Genomic DNA, 22,459 nt, shown 5'->3' with positions numbered 1-22,459 from the left:
CATAGAAATGCGCGATGACCCACAGAACAGAAAGCTCCGGTATGGTTCTGCGGTTAGGGTGTTATTTGTGCAAAGGAGTGGTGTTGATGAAGCTTTCAGACCGTTACCGCGGCAGCCTGCTTGGGCTGGCCTGTGGTGATGCAGTAGGGACCACGGTTGAGTTCATGCGCCGAGGTTCGTTTGCCCCGGTCACCGATATGGTGGGTGGTGGGCCGTTCCAGCTTTTGCCTGGCCAGTGGACGGATGACACATCCATGGCGCTGTGTCTGGCCGAAAGCCTGCTGCGCAAGAATGGTTTTGACGCTGGCGATCAGATGGGGCGTTATTTGAACTGGTGGAAGTGGGGCTACCTGAGTGCTACGGGGGAGTGTTTCGATATCGGCACAACCGTTCGTGATGCATTGACGAAGTATCAGCACACAGGCGATCCGTTCGCGGGCTCCACCGACCCGTACTCGGCGGGTAACGGGTCAATGATGCGCCTGAGCCCGGTGGTTCTGTTCTGTTTCCCAGATGCCGAGCGCTTGCGGGAGTTTACCGTCGACAGTTCCCGCACTACCCATGGCGCGTTGGAGGCGATTGAGTGCTGCCTGGTGCTGGCGGAGTGTATTTCCAATGCGCTGCGTGGGGATTCGAAAGCGCAGGTACTAAAGGTTGACTATCTGGACTTGAGCGAACCCAAAGTTGTGGACATTGCTGATGGGCACTACCTCGATAAGGCGCGCAGCGACATCGTTGGTTCTGGTTACGCGGTGGCTTCGCTTGAGGCGGCGCTATGGTGTTTTCATCACGCCGAGAGCTTTGCCGAGGCCGTGCTGGCCGCGGCAAACCTGGGGGATGACGCCGACACTACGGCAGCGATCGTGGGTCAACTGGCGGGTGCGTATTACGGTGTGCAGGGTATTCCGATCGAGTGGTTGGGCAAGTTGTGGCAGCGTGAAGAGATTCAGGAGACTGCCGACGCGTTGTTTCAGGCGGCACAAGGCCAGGCAGCGGCACTTTAGGTATCCGTGTACGGACCGGACACATGGTTGACGGGTGTACGGGGACATGGTGGACACTTTTCGGCGAACTAACTACGCCGGAAAACCATCATGCCCTGGAATACGAGAGACGCCATGAGCCTGAAAAAAGAGTTCGTTGCCTTAGCCCGGCAACCCGGCAGCAATAAACGAGAACTGTGTCGACGGTTCGGTATCAGTCCCCAAACCGCGTACAAGTGGCTCGGTCGCTACGAAGAACAAGGCCAGCAAGGTCTGCTGGAGAAATCCCGCAGGCCAGCCACTAGCCCAAAACTTACCGAGCCCGCGCTGGAGACTGAAGTCTTGGCAATTAGGCGGGAGCATCCAGCCTGGGGCGGCCGCACGATCAGCAATCTGTTAGATAAGCGTATCGCTCCTAGCACTGTCACCAATGTCTTACATCGCCATGGTTTGGTTCAAACGGTCCCGAAAGAGTTACAGGCAGCAAGGTTGAGGTTTGAACACGACGCGCCCAATGATCTTTGGCAGATGGATTTCAAAGGGCATTTCCCAACGCAACAAGGCCGATGCCATCCGCTAACTGTTTTGGATGACCATTCTCGTTTCAACTTGGCAATCAAAGCCTGTGCCAACGAGCGCACAGCCACGGTACAGGAGCAGTTGATCGCAGTTTTTCGGCGCTACGGTTTACCAGCTCGCATCAACGTCGATAACGGGCCCCCATGGGGCTCTCCGCGTAATCCGGGGGAGATCACGGAACTGAGTATCTGGCTCGTTCGCCTGGGTATCAGAGTAAGTTTCAGTCGGCCTTTCCACCCTCAAACCAATGGAAAAATCGAACGATTTCATCGGTCACTCAAGGCTGAAGTGCTCAACGGCCGCCATTTTCGGACGCTTGCAGAGGCGCAAACAAATCTCGATCAATGGCGAGAGGTTTATAACCATCAACGCCCTCATCAAGCCCTGGGTTACAAGGTTCCAATGGACCGATACCGAGAAAGCCCCTGGGCTTATCCGGAGACGCTTTTAGCGTTTGAGTACGGGCCGGACGATTTAAAGGCCAAGGTTTATCACAGCCGATTTAAGTTTCAGAAGCGCTATTTCAGGATCGCCAAAGGCCTGGCCGGACATCACATCGCACTACGTCCCAACACTGAAAGTGACGGGCTATTTGACGTCTATTTCTGCCATCATTTTTTGCGAACGATCGACGTGAAACAGCCTGATTACGGTTCATAATGTGTCAACCATGTCCCCGCACATGTGTCCACCATGTGTCCGGTCCGTACAGTATCCGTCAGCCCTTCAACTCCGCCAACTGTTTCCACTCAATCGAAAATCGCGCCAGGTATTTGCGTAGTCGGTCGGCATCGTTCGGCTGCGCCTTGGCTTGTCGGGAGACGCCGAACAAGCGTCGTCCGGCATCGGAAATGCTGTCGGACTGGAGGCACGTTTCGATCACGGCGTTAAGTTGCAGTTGGTCGAACAGGTCCAGTTCGGTATCGACGCCCAGGCGTGACAGCCAATCGTTTTGCGGCGACTCCAGGCCCCAGGCATAACGCAGTCGGTCGATTTCTTCCTGGGTCTGGCTTTCGTCGATGCGCCCGCTGTCCGCCAGAGTGGCCATGCGCGTGATGGAGGCAGACAGTTCGCGAAAGTTGCCCAGCCAGGCCGCTTCGCTGGAGCAGGCAAAGGCGAGGTAGCGCCGCCGGGCTTCGAGGTTGAAGCGCACCACTTGGCCCTGTTCGCGGGCGTGGCGTTCCAGTTCGAAGTCGATGTTCGGTTCGATGTCTTCACGGCGCCCGGCCAGGCCCGGCAGGTCGAATGTCCAAAGGTTGATCCGGGCGTACAAGTCTTCGCGGAACAGCCCTTCCGCGACGCGGCCGCGCAGGTCGCGGTGGGTGCCGGCGATGATCAGGAAGTCGCTGGTGACTTCCTGGTCGCCGCCGAGAGGGAAGAAGCGCTTTTCTTCGACCGCCTTGAGCAGCATCGCCTGTTCGTCGAGCCCCAGTTCGCCGATCTCATCCAGGAACAACATGCCGCCGTCTGCTGCGCGGAGCAGACCATCGCGGGCGTTCTGGGCGCCGGTGAAGGCGCCTTTGATATGGCCAAACAGCGCCGACATCGCGCCATCGCCGCGTAAGGTGGCGCAGTTCACTTCAACAAAACGTCCCTGGACCTGATGCCGGCTGCGCTTGAGTTCGTAGATGCGCCGCGCGAGGAATGACTTGCCGGCACCGGTGGGGCCGATCAGCAGCATCGGCGCCTTGGAGCGCACGGCCACGCGTTCGATCTGTTCGATGGAGCGGTTGAAGGCCGGGTTGCGTGTGGCGATTCCGGATTTGAGGAAGGCCAGGCTTTCCAGGCGCTTGTGGGCGAAGCGTGATGCGATGCGGTCGTAGCGCGACAGGTCGAGGTCGATCAGCGCATGAGTGCCGGTGGCGCGTTCCTCTTCGTTGCGGCGGCGAGCCGGGGACGTCTGGATCAAGCGGGCTGGCAGATAGCGCGCTTCCGTCAGCAGGAACCAGCAGATTTGCGCAACGTGGGTGCCGGTCGTGATATGGACCAGGTAATCCTCGTGGTCGGTATCGAAGCGGTAGCCGGTGGTGAAGTCGTGCAGTGCGCCGTACACCTCCTCGAAATCCCAAGGGTTCTTCAGGTGCATGGGGTGCAGCCGCACCTCGGTTTCCGGCGATACCTGCTGGATGTCGTCGCGTACCCGCTGAGCGAGGCTGATGTCTCGTGCGTCGACACCGTGAATCAGCTCCAGGCGATCAATCAATACTTCCTGCTGCTGGCAAAGGCCGACGCTGGGCCGCCAATGGTTCCAGCGATTGCCACCTTTGCCGACCCGGTCCAAGGTTGAACCGATAAAACCAATGGCGACCGTGCGCTTTTGAATCATGGCGATACCAAAATATAGATGACGATATGTAAGGATAAGTAATTTCTGAAGGAATTGTCATTGCAGTCGAGCTGATTAGTTATCTAAATTAAAAATATTCATATAAAACAAATAGATAAGAATATTTATCGGCGAAAACAAAAACCTGGCATGGCAGCTGCAATAACTCTCGCAACGGAACACACAACAGAGCGAGACGCCACGATGGCCAACTCCCAGATCTTCAACACCCAGCAGGCGAAATTGCCTGCATGCGACACCTTGAACGCTACACAGGTACCGGCTTATGCCTACAGCGCCAAGCACAAGCTGGCCCAGTTGGCAGTCACCGGTTGCCTGAACCAGACCTTCCACGCCTCGGCCGAAAGCCAGCTGGAGAGCGTGTTGCAGTTGGCCAGCGAGCTGGACAGCCGCTATATCGCCAAGGTTGCGTGCTACGCCCGCCGCCAAGGCCACATGAAAGACATGCCGGCATTGCTGTTGGCCGCATTGGTGGCCCAACGTTCGGTGATGGTGCCGCAGGTGTTCGAACAGGTGGTGGACAGCGGCAAGATGTTGCGCAACTTCGTGCAAATCCTGCGCAGCGGTGTGACGGGGCGCAAGTCCCTGGGCTCGCAGCCCAAGCGCCTGGTGCAGAACTGGTTGAACACTGCGACGGAGCGTCAGCTTTTGCAGGCGTCAGTCGGTAATCAGCCATCGTTGGCGGATGTGGTGAAAATGGTTCACCCCAAGCCCACTGAACCATGGCGTGAAGCGTTCTTCGCCTGGTTGATCGGGCGGCCGGTGGATGTGCAAGCCTTGCCGGAGCTGACTCGGGCCTTGCTCGCCTTTCGTAGTGGTTCGACCACTGAGGTGCCGGCGGTACCGTTCCAGTTGCTTGGAAACGAGAAGCTCAGCAAAGAACAATGGGCTGCCCAGGCCGATAACATGGGTTGGCAGGCCCTGCGCATGAACCTTAATACCTTTGCACGCCAAGGCGCGTTCGAGGTGCCAGGGTTCGCATGGCAAGTAGCGGCGCGGTTGGCTGATGCAGAGGCGATCGCCAAGGCGCGGGTTTACCCGTACCAGTTGCTGGCGGCGTATCGCATGGCGGGGGATGACGTACCGGCCTGCGTGCGTGAAGCCCTGCAGGACGCTCTTGAGTTGTCCCTGGCCAACGTGCCGGTGTTGCAGGGCTCGGTGGTGGTTTGCCCTGATGTGTCGGGCTCGATGCACAACCCGGTCACCGGGTATCGCGAGGGTGCCACGAGCGCTGTACGTTGCATCGATGTGGCGGCCTTGATCGGCGCGGCGATCTTGCGCAAGCAGCCAGACGCACGCTTGATGCCGTTTGAAAACCATGTGGTGGATATCCGGCTCAACCCGCGTGACAGTGTGATGGGCAATGCGCAGAAGCTGGCCGCTATCGGCGGAGGCGGGACTAACTGCTCGGCGCCGCTGGCGAAAATTGCCGGGGCCAAAATGAAAGTGGATACGGTGATCCTGGTGTCTGACAACGAGTCGTGGATTGACGCCAGGCGTCAGCGCGGTACCGAAACCATGCGTCAGTGGGAGTTGATCAAGCATGTCAACCCGCAAGCGCGGCTGGTGTGTATCGATATGCAGCCGGGCGCAACCACGCAGGCGGCAGACCGCCAGGATATTTTGAATGTGGGAGGCTTCAGTGATGCGGTATTTGATGTGGTCGCGCAGTTCGCCGAAGGGCGCTACGGTGCGCAACATTGGGTGCAGGCGATTGAAGCAATAGAAGTTTGATTTCACCGGCGCTGAATGCCGACGGGACTACATCCAAGACGTCTCGTCAGACCCTTGTCAGCGCCAGTGACGGCACGAATGCCTGCGGCTGTACATCTATGGTAAGCCGGTATGTTCCGGCGCTCAGTCACACTTTTTGTCGTGCCACCTTTTTACGATTGCCTCGGCGAATGCCGGTGAAACTACAGTACGGAATGGTCGCGGGTTCGAGTCCCGCCAGTCGCAAGACTGTAGCTCAGCGGGAGAGCGTGCCGCATGTTTCACCCCTCTTTTGTCGCCGTCTGTTTACTTGAAACGCCGCGCCTGCGGCACATACAAAAAGAATCGAGATCATGCAAGAGAAGACCTACCAACTGCTGGAAGTTGCCAACGGCAAGCCCATCAAGCTCTGGACCCAAGGGGTACCGGTTGAGCCAGAGGCTCGCCAGCAACTGATGAACACGGCGAAGATGCCGTTCATTTTCAAACACCTCGCGGTGATGCCGGATGTGCATCTGGGCAAGGGCTCGACCATTGGCAGCGTGATTCCCACCGTGGGCGCGATTATCCCGGCCGCCGTGGGCGTGGATATCGGCTGCGGCATGATTGCCGCGCGCACCTCGCTGACTGCCGCCGACCTGCCGGATAACCTCCACGGCCTGCGCTGCGCGATCGAGGCGGCGGTGCCCCATGGTCGCACCAGCGGACGTAACGGGCGTGACAAGGGTGCCTGGGATACTGTTCCGCAGCAGGCCGACCAGGTGTGGGCGGCGTTGCAGCCACGCTTCAAAACGATCACCGACAAGTACCCGAAACTGAAGAACACCAACAACCGCCAACACTTGGGGACGCTGGGTTCGGGTAACCACTTTGTCGAAGTCTGCCTGGATGAAGCCAACCGGGTCTGGTTCATGTTGCACAGCGGTTCCCGTGGCGTCGGCAATGCCATCGGTAACCTGTTTATTCAATTGGCTCAACAGGACATGCGTCAGCACATCGCCAACCTGCCGGATCGCGACCTGGCTTACTTCGAGGAAGGTAGCCAGCACTTCGATGACTATGTGGAAGCGGTCGGCTGGGCTCAGGATTTTGCCCGACAGAACCGCGAGATGATGATGCGGGCGGTGGTTGAGGCGACGCGAAAGGTGATTCACAAACCGTTTGAAGTGGCGCTGGAAGCGGTGAACTGCCATCACAACTATGTGCAAAAAGAGCGGCATTTCGGTGAGGAAATTCTGGTCACTCGCAAAGGTGCGGTGTCGGCAAAGAAGGGTGAGCTGGGAATTATTCCCGGTTCGATGGGCGCGAAAAGTTTCATCGTGCGCGGGCTGGGTAACGAAGAGTCGTTCTGCTCCTGCAGCCATGGCGCCGGCCGGATCATGAGCCGCACCAAGGCCAAAAACACCTTCACGGTAGCCGACCAGGTGCGCGCAACGGCCCACGTGGAATGCCGTAAGGATGCCGCGGTAATCGACGAGATTCCGATGGCCTACAAGGATATCGACCAAGTCATGCACGCCCAGCGCGAGCTGGTGGAAGTGCTGCACACCTTGCGTCAGGTGGTGTGCGTGAAGGGATAAAGTCTGGAATTTGATGGTTGTATAGGAGCATTCAAAATGAATAGGGAACAAGACGACCTTCACCCCCTCAGTCTCGCCATGCGCGAACGGGTCTTGCTCGAACTGGAGCGCATAGAGCGCGAGCGAAACGTCACGGTGCTGTATGCCTGTGAATCCGGCAGTCGCGCCTGGGGCTTTGCTTCCACCGACAGTGATTACGACGTGCGTTTCGTCTATGTGGAAAAGCCAGACTGGTTTGTCCAGGTGGATGCGCCACGGGACGTGATCGAACGTCCGCTGGACGACGAGCTGGATATCAGCGGCTGGGAGTTGCGCAAGACCCTCGGCCTGCTGCGTAAATCCAACCCGACGCTGCTGGAGTGGCTCGATTCGCCGCTGGTGTATCGCAGCGAAACGCCTGCGACCGCGCGCCTGCAGGCCCTGGCGGAAGCGTTCTACAGCCCGCCTGCGGCCCGCAGTCACTATTTGTCGATGGCCAGGAAGAACTTTCGTGGGTACCTGCAAGGCGACACGGTGCGCTTCAAAAAGTACTTCTATGTGCTGCGGCCGTTGCTGGCGGTGCGCTGGATCGACCTTGGGCTCGGACGGCCACCGATGACCTTTGCCGACCTGTTGTCGACGGTCACGGATCCGCTCTTGCTGGATGAAGTGGCGACGCTGCTGGCCCTGAAACGTAATGCCGGGGAAGCCGCCTACGGGCCCAGGCGCCCGGCGTTGCACCGGTTTATCTCGGCAGAGCTGGAGCGCGAGGCGCCCAAGTTGCCACGTACCCAGGAACACACTCATTTGCTGGACCACTACCTGAGGGAAACGGTAAAGCACTACGCATAAGGAATGGATATGAACCAGGATCTGATCGAGCTGGACGGCGCCATCGGCGGCGGCCAGGTGTTGCGCAGTGGCCTGAGCCTGTCGATGGTGACGGGGCGCACGCTGCGGATTAAAAATATTCGTGCCAGGCGCAGTCGGCCAGGGTTGCTGCGTCAGCACCTGACGGCGGTTCTGGCCGCTGCCCAGGTATGTGGCGCCCGGGTCGAAGGCGCCGAGCTGGGTTCCCAGGCGTTGCTGTTCGAGCCTGGCCTTATCCAGGGCGGGGACTATAAATTTTCTATCGGCACAGCCGGCAGTTGCACCCTGGTATTGCAGACAGTGTTGCCGGCGTTGCTGCTGGCCCCGCAAGCCAGTCGCGTCAGTATTTGCGGAGGCACCCACAATCCGATGGCGCCTCCGCTGGATTTTCTTGAGCGCGCCTGGTTGCCGCAATTGCGGCGGATGGGCGCCAGAGTCGAGTTGACGCTGGTGCGTCACGGCTTTGTCCCAGCGGGTGGTGGCGAGCATGTGGCGTTTATACATCCGAGCACATTGATGCCGTTGCACCTCACCGAGCGGGGTGAATTGCAGGGCTCGCGAGCAACCACGCTGAGTGCCGGGTTGCCTGTTCATGTCGCCGAGCGCGAGCTGGAACGTGTGCGTCAGCGGCTGGCGATCAAGCAGGAGCAGTTGCACGCGGTGAACCTTGACGCGGAGCACGGGCCAGGCAATGTCCTGTTGGTGGAATATGCACATGCGCACGTCACCGAAGTGTTCAGCGCATTTGGCCAGGCCAGGTTGCGCGCAGAGGCGGTGGCCGATCAGGCCATCGAGCAGGCGCTCGAGTGGCTTGCCAGCGAAGCGGTGGTCGCCGAGCATCTGGCCGACCAGCTATTGCTGCCGATGGCACTTGCCGGCGGCGGCAGTTTCACCACGCTGCGGATGACCGAGCACCTGCAGAGCAACATGGCGGTGATCCAGCGGTTTTTGCCGGTGGTGATTGAGAGCCACGAGCAAGGCCATCAATTGCTGAAGATTGAATGCCGGGCGCTGTAGTCTGGCCGACCGCGTACTGTAGGAGCGAGCTTGCTCGCGAAAAACGCCCAGGCACCGTGTTTATTCAGGCTGGACGCGTCATCGTTAACGACCATCGCGAGCAAGCTCGCTCCTACAGGAACCCGGTGCTCACCGCCACAATCAGGAACACCCCCAGCACCGCACGGTAGATCACGAACGGCCAGGTGGAAAACCGCTCCAGGAACTTCATCAGGCCCCAGATCGCGAAGAACGCCGAGACACTGGCAACCACCAGGCCAAAGATCAAATGCGGCCAGGCATGGGCGGGCAGGTCGGCGTGGAACAGCACCCACAGCTCCTTAAGCCCCGCCAGCGCGATCGCCGGCAAGCCCAGCAGGAACGAAAACCGCGCCGCTTCTTCACGCTTGAAGTTGAGGAACAGTGCGGCGGTCAGGGTCGAGCCCGAGCGGGAAACCCCGGGAATCAGCGCGCCGATCTGCGCAATGCCGACAATCAGCGCATCCCGCAGGCGCATTTCGCCCACCGTGCGCTTATGCCTTGCGCTGAGTTCGGCCGCGGCCAGCAGCACGGCCATCACCAGGCAGGAAATTCCGATCACCATCAGCCCGCGCAACGGCGAGTTGCAGGAGTTGAGCGTCGACGACAAGGCAATTCCGGCGATACCAATCGGAATCGTCGCCAGCACAATCGCCACCGCCAGCTTGAACCACTGGTTGTTGTAGTCGCCCTGGCGCACCGCGCTGATGCTGCCCACGGTGACCTGGCGCACATCCTTCCAGAAGTAACTGACCACTGCCGCCAAGGCAGCCAACTGCATGGCCGCGGAAAACGCCGAGCCGGGATCCGGCCAGCCGAGCAGGGCGGGCACGATGCGCATGTGGGCGGTGGAAGACACGGGCAGCAATTCGGTGATGCCCTGAATGATGCCCAGAATGCCGATTTGCAGGTAATCCAGGGACGCAAAGCCGACATCGAGGCCGCTGGTGCAGACGTTTGTCAAAGTACTTATCCTGAAAACGAAGGGAGGGAAGTGGCGCGGAGTTTAGTCTAACTTTGTAATGATTTTGTCGTTGACAAGAGAAAAGTGCGATCGGTTCAGCAACTAGAAAGCTTCGCCGATGTATTGGCATTGCCGGTGGCTTTTGTTGACAATGGCGCCCTGTTTTTTTGCCGAGATGCCCATGCCTGCAATCCCCGATACCACCGTCGAATTGATCGAAACCGGCCCGGAACATGCCGCGCTGATCGCCAATCTTTACCAGTTCTACGCCTACGAGTCCTCGGACTGGGAACAGGAAGACGTCGAGGTGGACGGGCGTTTCTACATCCATGAGGAGCACCTGGCCCGCTACTGGGAGGACCCGCAGTGGAGCGCCAACCTGCTATTGGTCGATGGCTTCATCGCAGGTTTTCTGCTGATCGAAGGCAGCGAACTCCCGGGGATCGACGCGCTGGAACTGGCAGACCTGTTCATCTTGAAACGCTATCGCCGCAAAGGAATTGGCCGCGCCATCGCCACTCAGGTCTTGAGCAGTGGCGAGGCGAACTGGCTGGTGCGTTTCTATGATCAGGATGAAGTGAGCCAGGCGTTCTGGCGCACGGTATTGGATAACCTGCCCCGTCCGGTGCAGGCCATTGAGTTGGATGATGAACCGAACCTGCTGAGCTTCCTCGTGACCCGGGCGGCGTTGCACTGAGGCATCAGCTGAACGCTGCGCCAGCCCCTGCACTGAACAGCGCCGCCTGCATCGCCTGAGGCGGTTGCCCGAATGCGCGCAGGAACGCCTGGCGCATGCGCTCGCGATCGCCGAACCCGGTCTCGCGGGCGACCACTTCCACCGGATGGCGGCTGGTCTCCATCATCGCTCGCGCGGCTTCTACTCGCAGGGACTCGATGGCCTTGGCCGGGGTTTGCCCGGTCTCCTCGCGAAAGACCCGGCTGAACTGGCGCGGGCTGAGCCGCGCCACGGCCGCCAGCGCTTCGACCGAAAGGTCGTGAGTCAGATTCTCCCGGGCATAGGCCAGGGCCAACTGCACACGGTCGGATTTGGGGTCCAGTTCCAGCAGCGCCGACAGTTGCGACTGTTCGCTGCCACGCCGCTGGGCAATCACCAGCTTGCGCGCGATGCGGCGGGCGAGGTCGCTGCCCAGATCGTTCTCCACCATCGCCAGCGCCAGGTCCACCCCGGCGCTCATGCCGGCGCCGGTCCAGATCTGGCCGTCGACGACGAACAGTTTGTCTTCCTCCAGGCGAATCTGCGGGTAGCGCTTGGCAAACGCCGGCGCATGCAGCCAGTGGGTGGTGGCGCGCTTGCCCTCGAGCAACCCGGCTTCGGCCAGCACGAAGATGCCCATGCACAGCGAAGCAATCCGTCGGGATTGCTTGGAGGCCGCCTGGACCAGCTTCAGCAGGTTGGCATCAGGCAGTTGGAACTCCAGGTAGCCGCTGACGATCAATGTGTCATAACCCTCGGGCCGGATCGGTGTGCTGTTCACCGAGAACCCCTGGGACGTCATGATCGGGCCGCCACTCTCCGACACCAGGTGAAACTCATAGGCCTGCTCGCCCCGCAGCAGATTCGCGCACTCGAACACCGAGCCCAGGCTAAGGCTGAGGGATTGAAAGTTCGGGTAAACCATCAGCGCAATGCTGTGCATCTCATCTCTCCAAGGGGCGCGGAGCGGTGATTGTCGGCGTGTAACCGGTAAACGGCAACCGGCTTGGCACAATGTCCGGAATCCTTGCGGACATGACATTGTGCGGTTTTGGCCAGGCTCCTAAGCTTCATTCCATTCCAACCCATATCACCCCGAGGCACTGGCACATGAAAGTATTGATGGTTTTGACTTCTCACGACCAGCTTGGCGACACCGGCCGCAAGACCGGCTTCTGGCTCGAAGAATTTGCTGCTCCCTACTACGCGTTCAAGGACGCCGGGGCCGATGTGACCCTGGCCTCGCCAGCCGGTGGGCAACCGCCGCTGGATCCGGTCAGCGACCTGCCGGATTCGCAAACCGACCAGACCCGCCGCTTCGCCACCGACCCGGCGGCCCAGCAGGCCTTGGCCACCACGCTGAAGCTGGACTCGGTCAACGCCGGCGACTTCGACACCGTTTTCTACCCAGGCGGCCACGGCCCGCTGTGGGACCTGGCAGAGTCGAAAACCTCCATTGCCCTGATCGAAGCCTTCGAGCGTGCCGGCAAGCCGATTGGCTTTGTGTGCCACGCGCCGGGTGCCTTGCGTCACGTCAAGGCCGTCAACGGCGAACCGCTGGTCAAGGGTCGACGCGTCACCGGCTTCTCCAATTCGGAAGAAGCCGCGGTTGGCCTGACCGACGTGGTGCCGTTCCTGATCGAAGATGATTTCAAGGCACTGGGCGGCAAGTACGAGAAGGGTGCCGACTGGCAGTCCTTTGTGATTGAAGATGGCCTGCTGGTCACCGGGCAGAATCCTGCCAGTTCCAGCGACGTGGCCAAAGCGCTGTTGAAGCTGACCGCGTAACCCGCTAAATCCCCCAAAAGTAAGTGGTTGGCGGCTCCCCTGAGCGGGAGCCGGCCACTTCTGCACGCCCGAAATTCGCTTCTGGAACCCCCATCATGAGTAACAGCGCTTTAGGTACCCCGATCAAACTGGGGCACCACACCCTGAAAAACCGCATCGTCCTGCCGCCACTGACCCGCCAGCGAAGTGCCCAGCCCGGTGATATCGCCACGGACTTGATGGCGCTCTATTACCGCCAGCGCGCCACCGCCGGCTTCATGGTCAGCGAAGGCACGCAGATCGAGCCTCGCGGCCAGGGTTATGCCTGGACTCCGGGCATCTACACGCAGGAGCAGATCGACGGCTGGCGTACCGTGACCGATGCCGTGCATGCCGAAGGCGGCGTGATCTTCGCCCAGCTTTGGCATGTGGGCCGCGTGTCCCATCACGATCTGCAACCCGACGGCGCAGCACCCGTCGCGCCGTCGGCGATCCAGCCGCAGCAAGCCAAGGCATTCGTTGCAACCGGGCCCGGCACCGGTGAGTTGGTGCAGCCGCCAGAGCCCCGCGCCTTGGCTACTGCCGAGGTCAAGGAACTGGTGGGGCTGTATGCCCAGGCTGCAAAAAACGCACTGGCCGCCGGCTTTGATGGCGTGGAGATTCATTCGGCCAACGGCTACCTGGTCAACCAGTTCATCTCGGCGCATTCCAACCAGCGCGAAGATGAATACGGTGGCTCGCTGCACAATCGCCTGCGTTTTTTGCGGGAAGTTGTCGAGGCGGTGGCCGAAGTGGTCGGCCCGGAACGCCTGGGTGTGCGCTTTGCGCCGTTGTTCAGCGGCACTGATCAGGATCGGGTTTACATTGGCCTGGTCGAGGAGGATCCACATCACACCTACATTGAGGCGATCAAGATACTTGAGGCCACCGGCATCGCCTACGTGTCCATCGCCGAGGCTGACTGGGACAACGCACCGGAATTGCCCGAGTCGTTCCGCCGGGCTGTGCGCGACACCTTCACCGGTCGCATCATCTACGCCGGCCGCTACACCGCAGAGCGCGGCGTGCGACTGGTGGAGGCGGGGCTGGCGGACCTGATTGCATTTGGCCGGCCATACATTGCCAACCCCGACTTGCCCCAGCGCCTGCTCAACGGTTGGCCGCTGAACCCGTTGAACGCTGCCGGCCTGTATGGCGGCACGGAAGTGGGCTTTACCGATTACCCGGTGTACGCCGGGTAAATGGTGCTACTCGGTCGGGTACTTGTGAAACGCCGAATGCTGTTCCGCACGTGCCGCATGGCGCTGCAAGTGCGGGAACGCATCGGCCTTCACGACGTTGGCTATCTTGAGCTGGGTGAAGGACCAGGCGACCGCCACCGTCAGGCTCGCCTGGGTCAGCGGCGCGTTGCTGTCGCGCGCCGCCACCAACGCCTCCAATAACGAATAAGCCTCCAGCAGTTGCCCGGTCACGCGGTCGATCCACGGTTGGTGCAGTTTTTCGGCGGGCCGCAGGTGGTGTTCGTAGACGATCTGCACGGTTTTTTCGCACGCGGCCAGCGCCAGGCCGATCACTTGCAGATCCCGGGCAAGTGTCACTGTTTGCTGGGGCAACAGCTTTTTGTCAGCCGGCGCCAGGGCTTCCAGGTATTCGAGGATCAGGCCGGAATCCATCAGCACCGTCCCGTCGTCGAGCACCAGCGTCGGTGCCTTGACCACCGGGTTGATCCTGGAAAACTCATCGAAGGTGCTGAACACCGACAGTGCCTGGTGTTCAAACGCGACACCGTACAGCTCCAGGGAAATTGCCACGCGGCGCACGTAGGGCGAGTCCAGCATTCCGACCAGTTTCATGAAGCCTCCATTTACCGCAGTGTTAAATTCAGATTACTTTATCGGTGGATTCAACCCTGAAATATCGATCTTTTTTATCACGAAAGGTTAGCCGCGCTTACATGAACGCTTTCCCCCCCTTGACCGCACTGCGCAGTTTCGAAGCCACCTCCAGGCTTGGGAGCGTGACCCTGGCCGCCAAGGAATTGCACGTCACCCACTCGGCGATCAGCCAGCAGATCAAGGCGCTGGAGGAGATGGTCGGCCTTACCCTGTTTGTGCGTGAAGGTCGCGGTCTGCGTGTCAGCGAGGATGGCCGTTTGTACGCGCTGCAAATCCGCCAGGCGCTGGCGGACATTGAGCACGCTACCCGGGCGATCCAGGCCCAGCCGAAAATGGGCGAACTGGTGGTGGCCGTCATCCCCTCGTTTGCCCGCGCGTGGTTGATCCCCAGGCTGCCGGCGTTTCAGCAGCGTTACCCGGACATCAACATCCGCCTGCAAGCCAGCCTGACGGTTTCCAACCTGCATCAGGAGTCGGTGGATATCGGCATTCGCATGGGCAAGGGCGACTGGGAGGGCGTGGAGCAGACGTTACTGTTCCATGACGAACAGGTGGTGGTCGCGGCGCCACACTTTAACGGTGGGCATCTGCCGTGCACGCCTGTGCAGATCATCGAGAGCCGGATAATTCACAGCACCGAATCCTGGCTGCCCTGGTGCCAGGCGGCCGGTGTGGACATGGCGGTTGAGCGTCAGGGCCTGTGCAGCAACGATTCGAACCTGGTGCTGGAGGCGGTGCGGCTGGGGCAGGGCATCGCGCTGGATCGGCGCAGCCTGGTGCAGGACGCCATTGGGCGAGGTGAGTTGGTGCAGTTGAGTGAGATCACCGCACCGTACCCTTATCCGTATTGGCTGGTGTGGCCGACACGGGAGCGTGCGGCGAACAAGCGGCGGGAGTTTTCCGAGTGGTTGTTCGCCGAGGCGCAAGCGTATCAGGCCCTGTTGAAACCCCAGGCCTGACCCGCAGCGTTTTTTCAGTCCACCCGCAACACAATCTTGCCTATGTGATCACCACCTTCCATCCGCGCATGGGCCTTCGCGGCGTCGGTGTAGGCATACACCTCATCGATCATCGGCAGGCAGCGCCCGGCCGACAGCACCGGCCACACGTATTCGCGCAGTTGTGCGGCAATCGCAGCTTTTTCTTCCCGGGTGCGTGAGCGCAACAACGAGCCGGTAACGATCGCGCGTTTGCCGAGAATTGCCAGCAGGTCGATGTCCTTGGCGCGTGCGCCGCCCAGGAAGCCCAGCATCACCAGTCGACCTTCCATGGCCAGGGCGCTGATGTTGTCGTTCAGGTAGGAGCCACCCATGATGTCGAGGATTACATTCACGCCCTTGCCAGCGGTTTTGTCGGCGATGACCTCTGCGAAATTCTGTTCCCGGTAGTTGATCGGCTCGGCCCCCAGCTCGCGGATGGCGGCGCATTTTTCTGCGCTGCCGGCGGTGGCGAACGCTTCGATACCGAACTCGCGGCAGAGTATCAGCGCGGTGGTGCCGATGCCGCTTGTGCCGCCGTGGATCAGCACGCGCTGGCCTTTTTGCGCGCCGCCGATGCCGAACAGGTTGGCCCACACGGTGAAGAAGGTTTCCGGGATCGCTGCCGCCTGAATCCAGTCCAGGCCATCGGGAACCGGCAAGGTCTGGCTGGCGGGCACTGCGCAGTACTGCGCATACCCGCCGCCATTGGTCAGGGCGCAGACTTTGTCGCCCAACGCGAACTCGCTGACGCCTTCGCCCAGCGCGACCACCACACCGGCCACTTCCAGCCCGGGAATCGGGCTCATGCCGGGTTTCATCGGGTACGTGCCGGCGCGCTGCAGGGCGTCCGGGCGATTGACGCCGGCGGCGTGTACGCGGATCAGCACTTCGCCGGGGCCGGCAACAGGTACCGGCTCCTGGCGTGGTTGCAGGACTTCGGGGCCGCCGGGGCTGGTGATTTCGATCAGGGTCATTTCGTGGGGCAGAGTCATTTGAGCGCACCTGTAGCAATGAACGTATGGGTTGGGACCGCGCCCGGTACCGGGCGGTTCAGCCTGCTGGCGATCCTGGGTATTTTCTCTGGTGCCCAGCATAGCCGTGATGAGTGATGCAATAATGCTGCGATTACACGTCACGATGATGCAAAACTGCATCGCAGGGAGAATCCATGAACTGGGACGATGCCCGGGTATTTCTCGCGGTGTGCCGCGAGTCCACATCACGCGGTGCCGCGCGGGTGCTGGGGGTGGATCAGGCCACCGTGGGGCGGCGGGTCAATGCCCTGGAAAAGTCCTTGAACGCGACGTTGTTTTTGCGCACCTCCGAAGGCTATGCGCTGACAGCCGTGGGTGAGGCCGCCTTGCAATCAGTGGAGAAAATGGAGCGTTCGGCCATTGACCTGGAACGTCAGGTCCAGGGCCTGGACGACCGCCTGACCGGCACCGTGCGGGTCACCACCACCGACTCCCTGGCCATCGACTTCTTGATCCCGGCCATCGCCCGGCTGCACGACGCGCACCCTGACGTGCGCGTGCAGATGGACGCTTCGACCCAGATCCTGAGCCTGGCCAAGCGTGAAGCCGACATCGCCGTGCGCAACACCCGCCCGGACAATCCCGACCTGATCGCCCGGCGCATCGCCCGCTGGCCGGTGGGGCTATTTGCCTCGCAGGCGTATATCGACCGTCACGGCGTACCGGAGCCGGGTAGCGTGTTCGAAGGGCACGACCTGGTGGTGTACGAGCCGCACCTGCAAAGCCAGAAAGACATGACCCTGGTCTCCGAGCCCCTGGGCCGTGGGCGCATCGTTGCGGCCATGAGTTCCAGCCTGCTGGTGCGCCGGTCCATCGCTGCGGGCCTGGGCATCGGTGAAATTCCGCTGATTACCGGCGAACGGGAAGGTCTGGTGCGGCTGTGGCCGGAGCGTACGCGGCCGTTGCCCTACGATGTGTGGCTGGTGACCCACGCCGACTTGCGGCACACCGCGCGGGTGCGGGTGGTGATCGATGAGATCGTCGCCGGGTTTGCCGACACGGGTGAGTAAGGTCCCAGGTCAGCACATCGCTGCAATTTCCGAGGCGTCCGTGGCCGCACAATCGGCCCCGGTTCCGGCGTAAAAACGTCGGTGAACGTCACGGGAACAGGTCGCTTATGAACGCATTACTACGGGATGACGGGGCACGGGATTTAGGGCTGCTGTTTTTGCGGGTCAGCGGGGGATTGTTCCTGCTGTGGGTCCATGGCCTGCCCAAGCTGCTGGACTATGGCGAACAGTTGAAGGTGATCGAGGATCCTTTTCACCTGGGGGCGAGCGTGACACTGCTGCTGGCGATTTTCGCCGAAGTACTGTGCCCACTGTTGATCATTGCCGGGGTGCTGGTGCGCCTGGCCTGCTTGCCGATCCTGAGTGTGCTGTGGATTGCCATGCTGGTGGTGCATCCGCAATGGACACTGCTCGAAGGGCAGTTTGGCTGGCTGCTGTTGATCATTTTCACCAGCATCCTGATTGCCGGGCCCGGGCGAATAGCGTTCAACCAGCGGTGGGTCGGCGCGCTGCGTTACGCCTGAATAAAAAAGGCCGGGTGCAAACCCGGCCAAAAGGAGTGGAGCAGGGTGATGCAATTGCTTCAGCGCTTCAGGAACGCCAGCAGGTCGGCGTTCAAGGCTTCGGCATGGGTGACCGCGAAGCCGTGTGGCGCATCCTTGTACACCTTCAATTCGGCGCCCTTGATCATCTCGGCGGCCACCTTGCCGGTGGTTTCGAACGGTACGATCTGATCGCCATCACCGTGGATCACCAGCGTTGGCACGTCGATCGTGGCCATGTCTGGACGGAAGTCGGTTTCCGAGAACGCAGTGACGCAATCCACGGTGGACTTGAGCGAGGCGAGCAGGGCGATCTGCAAGGTCTGGGTCAGTACGCCCTCGGAGACTTTCTGGCCCTTGTTGATGCCGAAGAACGGTGTGTTGAAGTCGGAAATGAACTGCGCGCGGTCCTTCAGCAAGCCGGCCTTGATGCCGTCGAACACATCCTTGGGAACACCTTGCGGGTAGTCGGGTTTCTGGCCGAACAGTGGCGTCACCGCCCCCAGCAACACCAGGCCGGCGACGCGCGCGCTGCCATGGCGCGCGATATAGCGGGCGACGTCGCCACCGCCCATGGAGAAGCCCACCAACGTCACGTCCTGCAGGTCCAGGTGGTTGATCAGTTCGGCGATATCGTCGGCGAAGGTGTCGTAGTCGTTACCGGTCCAGGGTTGATCCGAACGGCCAAAGCCACGACGGTCAAACGCGATGGTGCGGTAGCCACGGCTGCTCAGGTACTCCATCTGGTATTCCCACATGTCCGCGTCCAGCGGCCAGCCATGGCTGAACAGCACGGGTTTACCGCTGCCCCAGTCCTTGAAGTAGATTTCGGTGCCGTCTCTGGTGAGTAAAGTGCTCATGGAAACTCCTTGGGTGAGTACGAAGGCAAAGGCTGACTATTGTCGAACAGGCGCTGGCAGCGCTTGTACGGGTGTGCTTGGTTGGGTTTACCAACTGAACTTGAGCTCGACCCCCAGGTAATTGCTGTCATGCCCGCCGGCATCCCGCAGCGTCTGGCCGACCGCGTAGTGCACGGCTTCGACGGCGCCGGTGAGGTTGGGGGTAAACCCGTAGTCGGTGCGAACTTGAGCATAGGCGCCGGTCCAGCGTTCACCCTGGCCTGCGGTTCCGGCCACCGGCAGGTTGGGCTGAGTGTAGACCGCGTCTGCGGTGGTTTGCCGCCAGAGCAGGCCCACGGCGGTCTGAACGCTGAGCTTGGCGATGGGCTTGACGGTGATCGACGGCTTGACGTGAATCAGGTTGCTGTAGCCCGTATAACCCGCCAGGGAAAAGTAGTAGCCATTGGGGAACAGCGGGTTGAACGTCCCCACTGTGCCGTCACCGGCGTGGCGGTCGCCCGAGGCGATATCCATCTGCAGCCCCAGGCGCGGTGTCCAGGCCAGGCTGTCGAAGGTGTAGCCCACGCGGCTGCCGCCACCCCAGGCACGGATATCCTTGTGCCCCACCGAGCCACCTTGCAGCATGGCTTCAATGTCCCAGTCAAAGCCCAGGGCCGCGCCGCCCAATCGCGCGTCGAACAGTTGGCGTTTTTCATCGCCGTCGCCGTCCAGGTAGTGGGCATCGCTGCGTTCATACACCCCGTAATAGGCCGACAGCTCATTTTTGCCACCCACCAACCGCTCGACCCGCAGCATGTGAAACTGCGCGTCAGCGTTGGATTTATCGTCGAAGTGCCGCTCGTCCTGGTACTGCACCGGGTGGCTGGCGATCCCGATAAAACGCCAGTTCGAGGTTTCCCAGTCTGCCCATAGCGCATCAAAGGACTGGCGCACATTCGGCCCATCCCGTGACGAGATGAAGCGCTGCAAGTCGAAGGCAAAGTCCTGCCTGCCGATGCGGCCCTTGAACGTGCCGGCACTGAAGGTGTTGATGTATTCGGCAAAGGCCAGGCGCAGGTCGACACGGTTTTGGTCGGCGCCGCCGATTGAGGTCTTGTCATAGGCCCGGGCGTCTTCCAGCTGGGTGAACACCCGCCAGTTTTCATTCAGATGCAGGTCGGCATGCACCTGAAATCGCTGGATCAGGTAACGGTCACGGGCCACGTTCTTCACGCCGAAACCGCCCGCGTCATTCATCTCGAAGCGCTCGCGCAAGGTCGCGCCCAGGGACAGGTAAGTGAGCGGGTTGGCACTGGACAGCGGGATGTACTTCAGGCTGTCCAGGGGTTGGGTGCGCAGCGTTGGGTCCTTGAGCACGGACCAGTCTTCCTGCCAACGGTTGGCTTTGATCGCTGGCCGCGTCACTTGATCGTCAGCGTGGGCGCTGGCTGCCAGCAGCGGCCACAGCACCGCCAGGCCCCAGCCTGTGCTGCGGATCATTTTGCGCGGCTGAGCTGGTGAATTTCCGCCACGTAACCGCCCGGGAACTCCACCAGCGCGCTGCGCCGGCCCTTACTCTCAAACGCCGGAACCAGCACCTTGGCCCCGGAGCCAGTGGCTTTGCCCAACGTCTCGGTCAGGTCGGCCACCTGATAGCCAGTGGTTTCATGGCCGAAGGGGTAGGGCAGTTGGCCGTTGGTGACGAGTACCGTCATGCGTCCGAACGGCGACTCGATGTCGACGCGCCGATAGCTGCCGCTGGCCTGGCCGATCTCCACCGCCGGGGCATGCTTGTCATCGGCCAGGACCTTGCCGTGGGAAAACCCGACAAAGGACTTGATGAACGTGTCGGCGCGGTCGCTGGAGACATACACGCGGTTCTCCGGAACGGTCTGGAACGCCGCGTAATCCGGGGCCTTGGTGTGCCAGTAGAGCTGCATGTTCACACCGCCCGGCCACTGGATCACCGCATCACGGCCGATGGGGTCGGGAAAATCACTGACAATCACCGCCGCGCCATTTTCCCGGGCAGCCTTGAGTGCAACATCCATGTCCTTGACCAGGTAGCCGTTGCGCTCCTGGCCGAACGGGTGCGGGACAGGTGTGGTGAAGCCGAACAGCGACACCGTGCCCGCCGGTGTCTGCAGGAGTTGCGAGGTGGTGCTGCTGGGCACCGGCAGGACATTCACCACCACCTGGGGCGTGCTTTTGCCGCCGAATGTGGCGAGGAAACTCTGAGCAAAGCGGTCCACGTCAGCCGGGGCGACGTAGACGTGACTGGTGTCATATTGCGGCGCCACGGCTACGTTCGGGGTTGCGGCAAACGCGCTGCCCATCATCTGTGCGGCCAACAACGTCAAGGCCAGCGGTATCGTCATTACTTTCTTGCGCATGCCCACTCTCCAGCACTCTTTAGCGTGATCGAAAGCCGTCAGCTTAGGGACCGGGCCGCCCGGCGGATTGTATGGACGTGCTCGGTTGAACGGTTCAGCGTCTATGCTGGTCAACTGACTTCAACGTCTGATTACGCAGGTGAACGAAATGGCCAAGACTTACAGCTATGCCGCCAGGGATCCCAAGGATTCACTCAAGCCCTTCACATTCGAGCGTCGCGCCCCCGGGGCCGACGACGTGCAAATCGACATCCTCTACTGCGGCGTCTGCCACTCGGACCTGCATACCGTGCGCAACGAATGGCACAACACCTTGTACCCGTCGGTGCCGGGCCATGAAATCGTTGGCCGGGTGACGGCGGTGGGCGCCAATGTCAGCAAATTCAAGGTAGGCGACCTGGCCGGTGTCGGCTGCATGGTCGACAGCTGCCAGCAGTGCGAATCCTGCGCCGAAGGCGAAGAGCAGTACTGCGAAAACGGCTTCACCGGCACCTACAACGGCCCGGTGTTTGGCGGCGAAAACACGTTCGGCGGCTACTCGGACACTATCGTGGTGAAGGAGAAGTTCGTCCTGCGCATCTCCCATGACGAGAGCAACCTGGCGGCGGTCGCGCCGCTGCTGTGTGCAGGCATCACCACCTACTCACCGCTGCACCACTGGAACGTCGGGCCGGGCAAGCGCGTTGGCGTCGTCGGCCTGGGTGGCCTGGGGCATATGGCGGTGAAAATCGCCCACGCCATGGGCGCCTACGTGGTGCTGTTCACCACCTCGCCGAACAAGCGCGAAGACGGCCTGCGCCTGGGTGCCGACGAAGTGGTGGTGTCGAAGAACCCGGATGAAATGGCCAAGGTTGCCAACTCCCTGGACTTCATCCTCAACACCGTGGCTGCGTCTCACAACCTCGATGCCTTCCTCAACCTGCTCAAGCGCGACGGCACCATGACCCTGGTAGGCGCCCCGGACAGCCCACACCCGTCGCCGACCGTGTTCAACCTGATCTTCAAGCGCCGCAGCCTGGCCGGATCGTTGATCGGCGGCATCCAGGAAACCCAGGACATGCTGGATTTCTGCGCCAAGCACGGGATTGTCTCGGACGTCGAGATGATCGACATCCAGAGCATCAATGAAGCCTACGAGCGGATGCTCAAGGGGGATGTGAAGTATCGGTTTGTGATCGATATCGAGAGCTTGAAGAAAGAAAAGAACGCGGCCTGATTAATCACCGCAGAACCT

At 61.0% G+C, this 22,459-nt stretch carries 21 protein-coding genes; 13 read left to right on the top strand and 8 right to left on the bottom strand.

The genetic code is table 11. From position 1 onward, the window contains the following. Nucleotides 1–86 precede the first annotated feature (86 nt). Nucleotides 87–1,004 (top strand): ADP-ribosylglycohydrolase family protein, encoded by a 918-nt coding sequence (locus SNL23_RS04015; protein WP_412104154.1) that lies wholly within the window; start codon nt 87–89, stop codon nt 1,002–1,004. A 90-nt stretch (nt 1,005–1,094) separates the two neighbouring features. Further along, nucleotides 1,095–2,222 (top strand): IS481 family transposase, encoded by a 1,128-nt coding sequence (locus tag SNL23_RS04010; RefSeq protein WP_214499979.1) that lies wholly within the window; start codon nt 1,095–1,097, stop codon nt 2,220–2,222. A gap of 58 nt (nt 2,223–2,280) precedes the next feature. Here SNL23_RS04010 and rtcR read toward each other — a convergent pair whose 3' ends face one another. After that, nucleotides 2,281–3,888, bottom strand: coding sequence for an RNA repair transcriptional activator RtcR (gene rtcR / locus SNL23_RS04005; protein ID WP_076016392.1), 1,608 nt, complete (start codon nt 3,886–3,888; stop codon nt 2,281–2,283). Nucleotides 3,889–4,092: 204 nt separating this feature from the next. Here rtcR and SNL23_RS04000 point away from each other — a divergent pair, with 204 nt between their 5' ends. The 4 genes from SNL23_RS04000 (at nt 4,093) to rtcA (ending at nt 9,068) form a co-directional block, all read left to right on the top strand. Next, nucleotides 4,093–5,643, top strand: a complete 1,551-nt coding sequence (locus SNL23_RS04000; protein ID WP_318301675.1) for a vWA domain-containing protein — start codon at nt 4,093–4,095, stop codon at nt 5,641–5,643. A 332-nt stretch (nt 5,644–5,975) separates the two neighbouring features. Continuing rightward, nucleotides 5,976–7,202 (top strand): RtcB family protein, encoded by a 1,227-nt coding sequence (locus tag SNL23_RS03995; RefSeq protein WP_318301674.1) that lies wholly within the window; start codon nt 5,976–5,978, stop codon nt 7,200–7,202. 36 nt (nt 7,203–7,238) lie between these two features. Beyond that, a complete protein-coding gene (locus SNL23_RS03990) occupies nt 7,239–8,033 on the top strand; it encodes a nucleotidyltransferase domain-containing protein (RefSeq protein WP_318301673.1) in 795 nt (264 codons plus the stop codon). A 9-nt stretch (nt 8,034–8,042) separates the two neighbouring features. After that, nucleotides 8,043–9,068 carry an RNA 3'-terminal phosphate cyclase gene (gene rtcA, locus SNL23_RS03985; protein ID WP_318301672.1) on the top strand — a complete coding sequence of 342 codons (1,026 nt, stop codon included), beginning with the start codon at nt 8,043–8,045 and terminating at the stop codon, nt 9,066–9,068. Between the two features lie 112 nt (nt 9,069–9,180). On the opposite strand, the gene SNL23_RS03980 is transcribed toward rtcA, so the two are convergent. After that, a complete protein-coding gene (locus tag SNL23_RS03980) occupies nt 9,181–10,050 on the bottom strand; it encodes an undecaprenyl-diphosphate phosphatase (protein WP_017475366.1) in 870 nt (289 codons plus the stop codon). A gap of 190 nt (nt 10,051–10,240) precedes the next feature. Here SNL23_RS03980 and SNL23_RS03975 point away from each other — a divergent pair, with 190 nt between their 5' ends. Next, nucleotides 10,241–10,747 carry a GNAT family N-acetyltransferase gene (locus SNL23_RS03975; protein ID WP_029616027.1) on the top strand — a complete coding sequence of 169 codons (507 nt, stop codon included), beginning with the start codon at nt 10,241–10,243 and terminating at the stop codon, nt 10,745–10,747. A 4-nt stretch (nt 10,748–10,751) separates the two neighbouring features. On the opposite strand, the gene SNL23_RS03970 is transcribed toward SNL23_RS03975, so the two are convergent. Beyond that, nucleotides 10,752–11,708: a GlxA family transcriptional regulator gene (locus SNL23_RS03970; RefSeq protein ID WP_076016387.1), complete on the bottom strand. Its 957-nt coding sequence runs from the start codon at nt 11,706–11,708 to the stop codon at nt 10,752–10,754. A 167-nt stretch (nt 11,709–11,875) separates the two neighbouring features. Between SNL23_RS03970 and SNL23_RS03965 the strand changes: the two genes are divergently transcribed. Continuing rightward, nucleotides 11,876–12,553, top strand: a complete 678-nt coding sequence (locus SNL23_RS03965) for a type 1 glutamine amidotransferase domain-containing protein (protein WP_318301671.1) — start codon at nt 11,876–11,878, stop codon at nt 12,551–12,553. Nucleotides 12,554–12,648: 95 nt separating this feature from the next. Beyond that, the gene (locus SNL23_RS03960) at nt 12,649–13,773 is read left to right on the top strand and encodes an alkene reductase (protein ID WP_318301670.1); all 1,125 of its coding nucleotides are present in this window, start codon (nt 12,649–12,651) and stop codon (nt 13,771–13,773) included. Nucleotides 13,774–13,779: 6 nt separating this feature from the next. On the opposite strand, the gene SNL23_RS03955 is transcribed toward SNL23_RS03960, so the two are convergent. Continuing rightward, complete coding sequence (locus tag SNL23_RS03955) at nt 13,780–14,385, bottom strand: glutathione S-transferase (RefSeq protein WP_167665553.1); 606 nt, start codon at nt 14,383–14,385, stop codon at nt 13,780–13,782. A 101-nt stretch (nt 14,386–14,486) separates the two neighbouring features. On the opposite strand from SNL23_RS03955, the gene SNL23_RS03950 reads away from it, so the two are divergent. Further along, nucleotides 14,487–15,386 (top strand): LysR substrate-binding domain-containing protein, encoded by a 900-nt coding sequence (locus tag SNL23_RS03950; protein WP_318301669.1) that lies wholly within the window; start codon nt 14,487–14,489, stop codon nt 15,384–15,386. Between the two features lie 14 nt (nt 15,387–15,400). Here the strand turns inward: SNL23_RS03950 and SNL23_RS03945 are convergent, their stop codons facing one another. After that, nucleotides 15,401–16,399, bottom strand: coding sequence for an NAD(P)H-quinone oxidoreductase (locus tag SNL23_RS03945; protein WP_318301668.1), 999 nt, complete (start codon nt 16,397–16,399; stop codon nt 15,401–15,403). A 176-nt stretch (nt 16,400–16,575) separates the two neighbouring features. Here SNL23_RS03945 and SNL23_RS03940 point away from each other — a divergent pair, with 176 nt between their 5' ends. Together SNL23_RS03940 and SNL23_RS03935 are read left to right on the top strand one after the other, a co-directional pair. Continuing rightward, complete coding sequence (locus SNL23_RS03940; RefSeq protein ID WP_318301667.1) at nt 16,576–17,451, top strand: LysR family transcriptional regulator; 876 nt, start codon at nt 16,576–16,578, stop codon at nt 17,449–17,451. Nucleotides 17,452–17,558: 107 nt separating this feature from the next. Further along, complete coding sequence (locus tag SNL23_RS03935) at nt 17,559–17,975, top strand: DoxX family protein (protein ID WP_318301666.1); 417 nt, start codon at nt 17,559–17,561, stop codon at nt 17,973–17,975. A 59-nt stretch (nt 17,976–18,034) separates the two neighbouring features. On the opposite strand, the gene SNL23_RS03930 is transcribed toward SNL23_RS03935, so the two are convergent. From SNL23_RS03930 to SNL23_RS03920, 3 genes are all read right to left on the bottom strand, one after another. Next, nucleotides 18,035–18,853: an alpha/beta fold hydrolase gene (locus tag SNL23_RS03930; protein ID WP_318301665.1), complete on the bottom strand. Its 819-nt coding sequence runs from the start codon at nt 18,851–18,853 to the stop codon at nt 18,035–18,037. 87 nt (nt 18,854–18,940) lie between these two features. Continuing rightward, the gene (locus SNL23_RS03925; RefSeq protein ID WP_318301664.1) at nt 18,941–20,332 is read right to left on the bottom strand and encodes an alginate export family protein; all 1,392 of its coding nucleotides are present in this window, start codon (nt 20,330–20,332) and stop codon (nt 18,941–18,943) included. Continuing rightward, entirely contained in the window at nt 20,329–21,225 is an 897-nt protein-coding gene (locus SNL23_RS03920) for a glyoxalase (protein WP_318301663.1), read from the bottom strand. Before SNL23_RS03920 ends, SNL23_RS03925 begins: the two co-directional genes overlap by 4 nt. 148 nt (nt 21,226–21,373) lie before the next feature. Between SNL23_RS03920 and SNL23_RS03915 the strand changes: the two genes are divergently transcribed. Then, on the top strand, nt 21,374–22,441 hold the full coding sequence (locus SNL23_RS03915; protein WP_318301662.1) for an NAD(P)-dependent alcohol dehydrogenase: 1,068 nt from the start codon (nt 21,374–21,376) through the stop codon (nt 22,439–22,441). Nucleotides 22,442–22,459 lie beyond the last annotated feature (18 nt).

Source organism: Pseudomonas sp. SED1 (assembly GCF_034044025.1).
Lineage (GTDB): Bacteria > Pseudomonadota > Gammaproteobacteria > Pseudomonadales > Pseudomonadaceae > Aquipseudomonas.
This window is presented reverse-complemented; position numbering and strand designations above follow the sequence as displayed.

Bases quoted from the DNA above. Each gene is read 5' to 3' on its own strand.
- SNL23_RS04015 (WP_412104154.1), top strand. From the start codon at position 87: ATGAAGCTTTCAGACCGTTACCGCGGCAGCCTGCTTGGGCTGGCCTGT.
- SNL23_RS04010 (WP_214499979.1), top strand. From the start codon at position 1,095: ATGCCCTGGAATACGAGAGACGCCATGAGCCTGAAAAAAGAGTTCGTT.
- rtcR (WP_076016392.1), bottom strand. From the start codon at position 3,888: ATGATTCAAAAGCGCACGGTCGCCATTGGTTTTATCGGTTCAACCTTG.
- SNL23_RS04000 (WP_318301675.1), top strand. From the start codon at position 4,093: ATGGCCAACTCCCAGATCTTCAACACCCAGCAGGCGAAATTGCCTGCA.
- SNL23_RS03995 (WP_318301674.1), top strand. From the start codon at position 5,976: ATGCAAGAGAAGACCTACCAACTGCTGGAAGTTGCCAACGGCAAGCCC.
- SNL23_RS03990 (WP_318301673.1), top strand. From the start codon at position 7,239: ATGAATAGGGAACAAGACGACCTTCACCCCCTCAGTCTCGCCATGCGC.
- rtcA (WP_318301672.1), top strand. From the start codon at position 8,043: ATGAACCAGGATCTGATCGAGCTGGACGGCGCCATCGGCGGCGGCCAG.
- SNL23_RS03970 (WP_076016387.1), bottom strand. From the start codon at position 11,708: ATGCACAGCATTGCGCTGATGGTTTACCCGAACTTTCAATCCCTCAGC.
- SNL23_RS03965 (WP_318301671.1), top strand. From the start codon at position 11,876: ATGAAAGTATTGATGGTTTTGACTTCTCACGACCAGCTTGGCGACACC.
- SNL23_RS03960 (WP_318301670.1), top strand. From the start codon at position 12,649: ATGAGTAACAGCGCTTTAGGTACCCCGATCAAACTGGGGCACCACACC.
- SNL23_RS03955 (WP_167665553.1), bottom strand. From the start codon at position 14,385: ATGAAACTGGTCGGAATGCTGGACTCGCCCTACGTGCGCCGCGTGGCA.
- SNL23_RS03950 (WP_318301669.1), top strand. From the start codon at position 14,487: ATGAACGCTTTCCCCCCCTTGACCGCACTGCGCAGTTTCGAAGCCACC.
- SNL23_RS03945 (WP_318301668.1), bottom strand. From the start codon at position 16,399: ATGACTCTGCCCCACGAAATGACCCTGATCGAAATCACCAGCCCCGGC.
- SNL23_RS03940 (WP_318301667.1), top strand. From the start codon at position 16,576: ATGAACTGGGACGATGCCCGGGTATTTCTCGCGGTGTGCCGCGAGTCC.
- SNL23_RS03935 (WP_318301666.1), top strand. From the start codon at position 17,559: ATGAACGCATTACTACGGGATGACGGGGCACGGGATTTAGGGCTGCTG.
- SNL23_RS03930 (WP_318301665.1), bottom strand. From the start codon at position 18,853: ATGAGCACTTTACTCACCAGAGACGGCACCGAAATCTACTTCAAGGAC.
- SNL23_RS03925 (WP_318301664.1), bottom strand. From the start codon at position 20,332: ATGATCCGCAGCACAGGCTGGGGCCTGGCGGTGCTGTGGCCGCTGCTG.
- SNL23_RS03920 (WP_318301663.1), bottom strand. From the start codon at position 21,225: ATGCGCAAGAAAGTAATGACGATACCGCTGGCCTTGACGTTGTTGGCC.
- SNL23_RS03915 (WP_318301662.1), top strand. From the start codon at position 21,374: ATGGCCAAGACTTACAGCTATGCCGCCAGGGATCCCAAGGATTCACTC.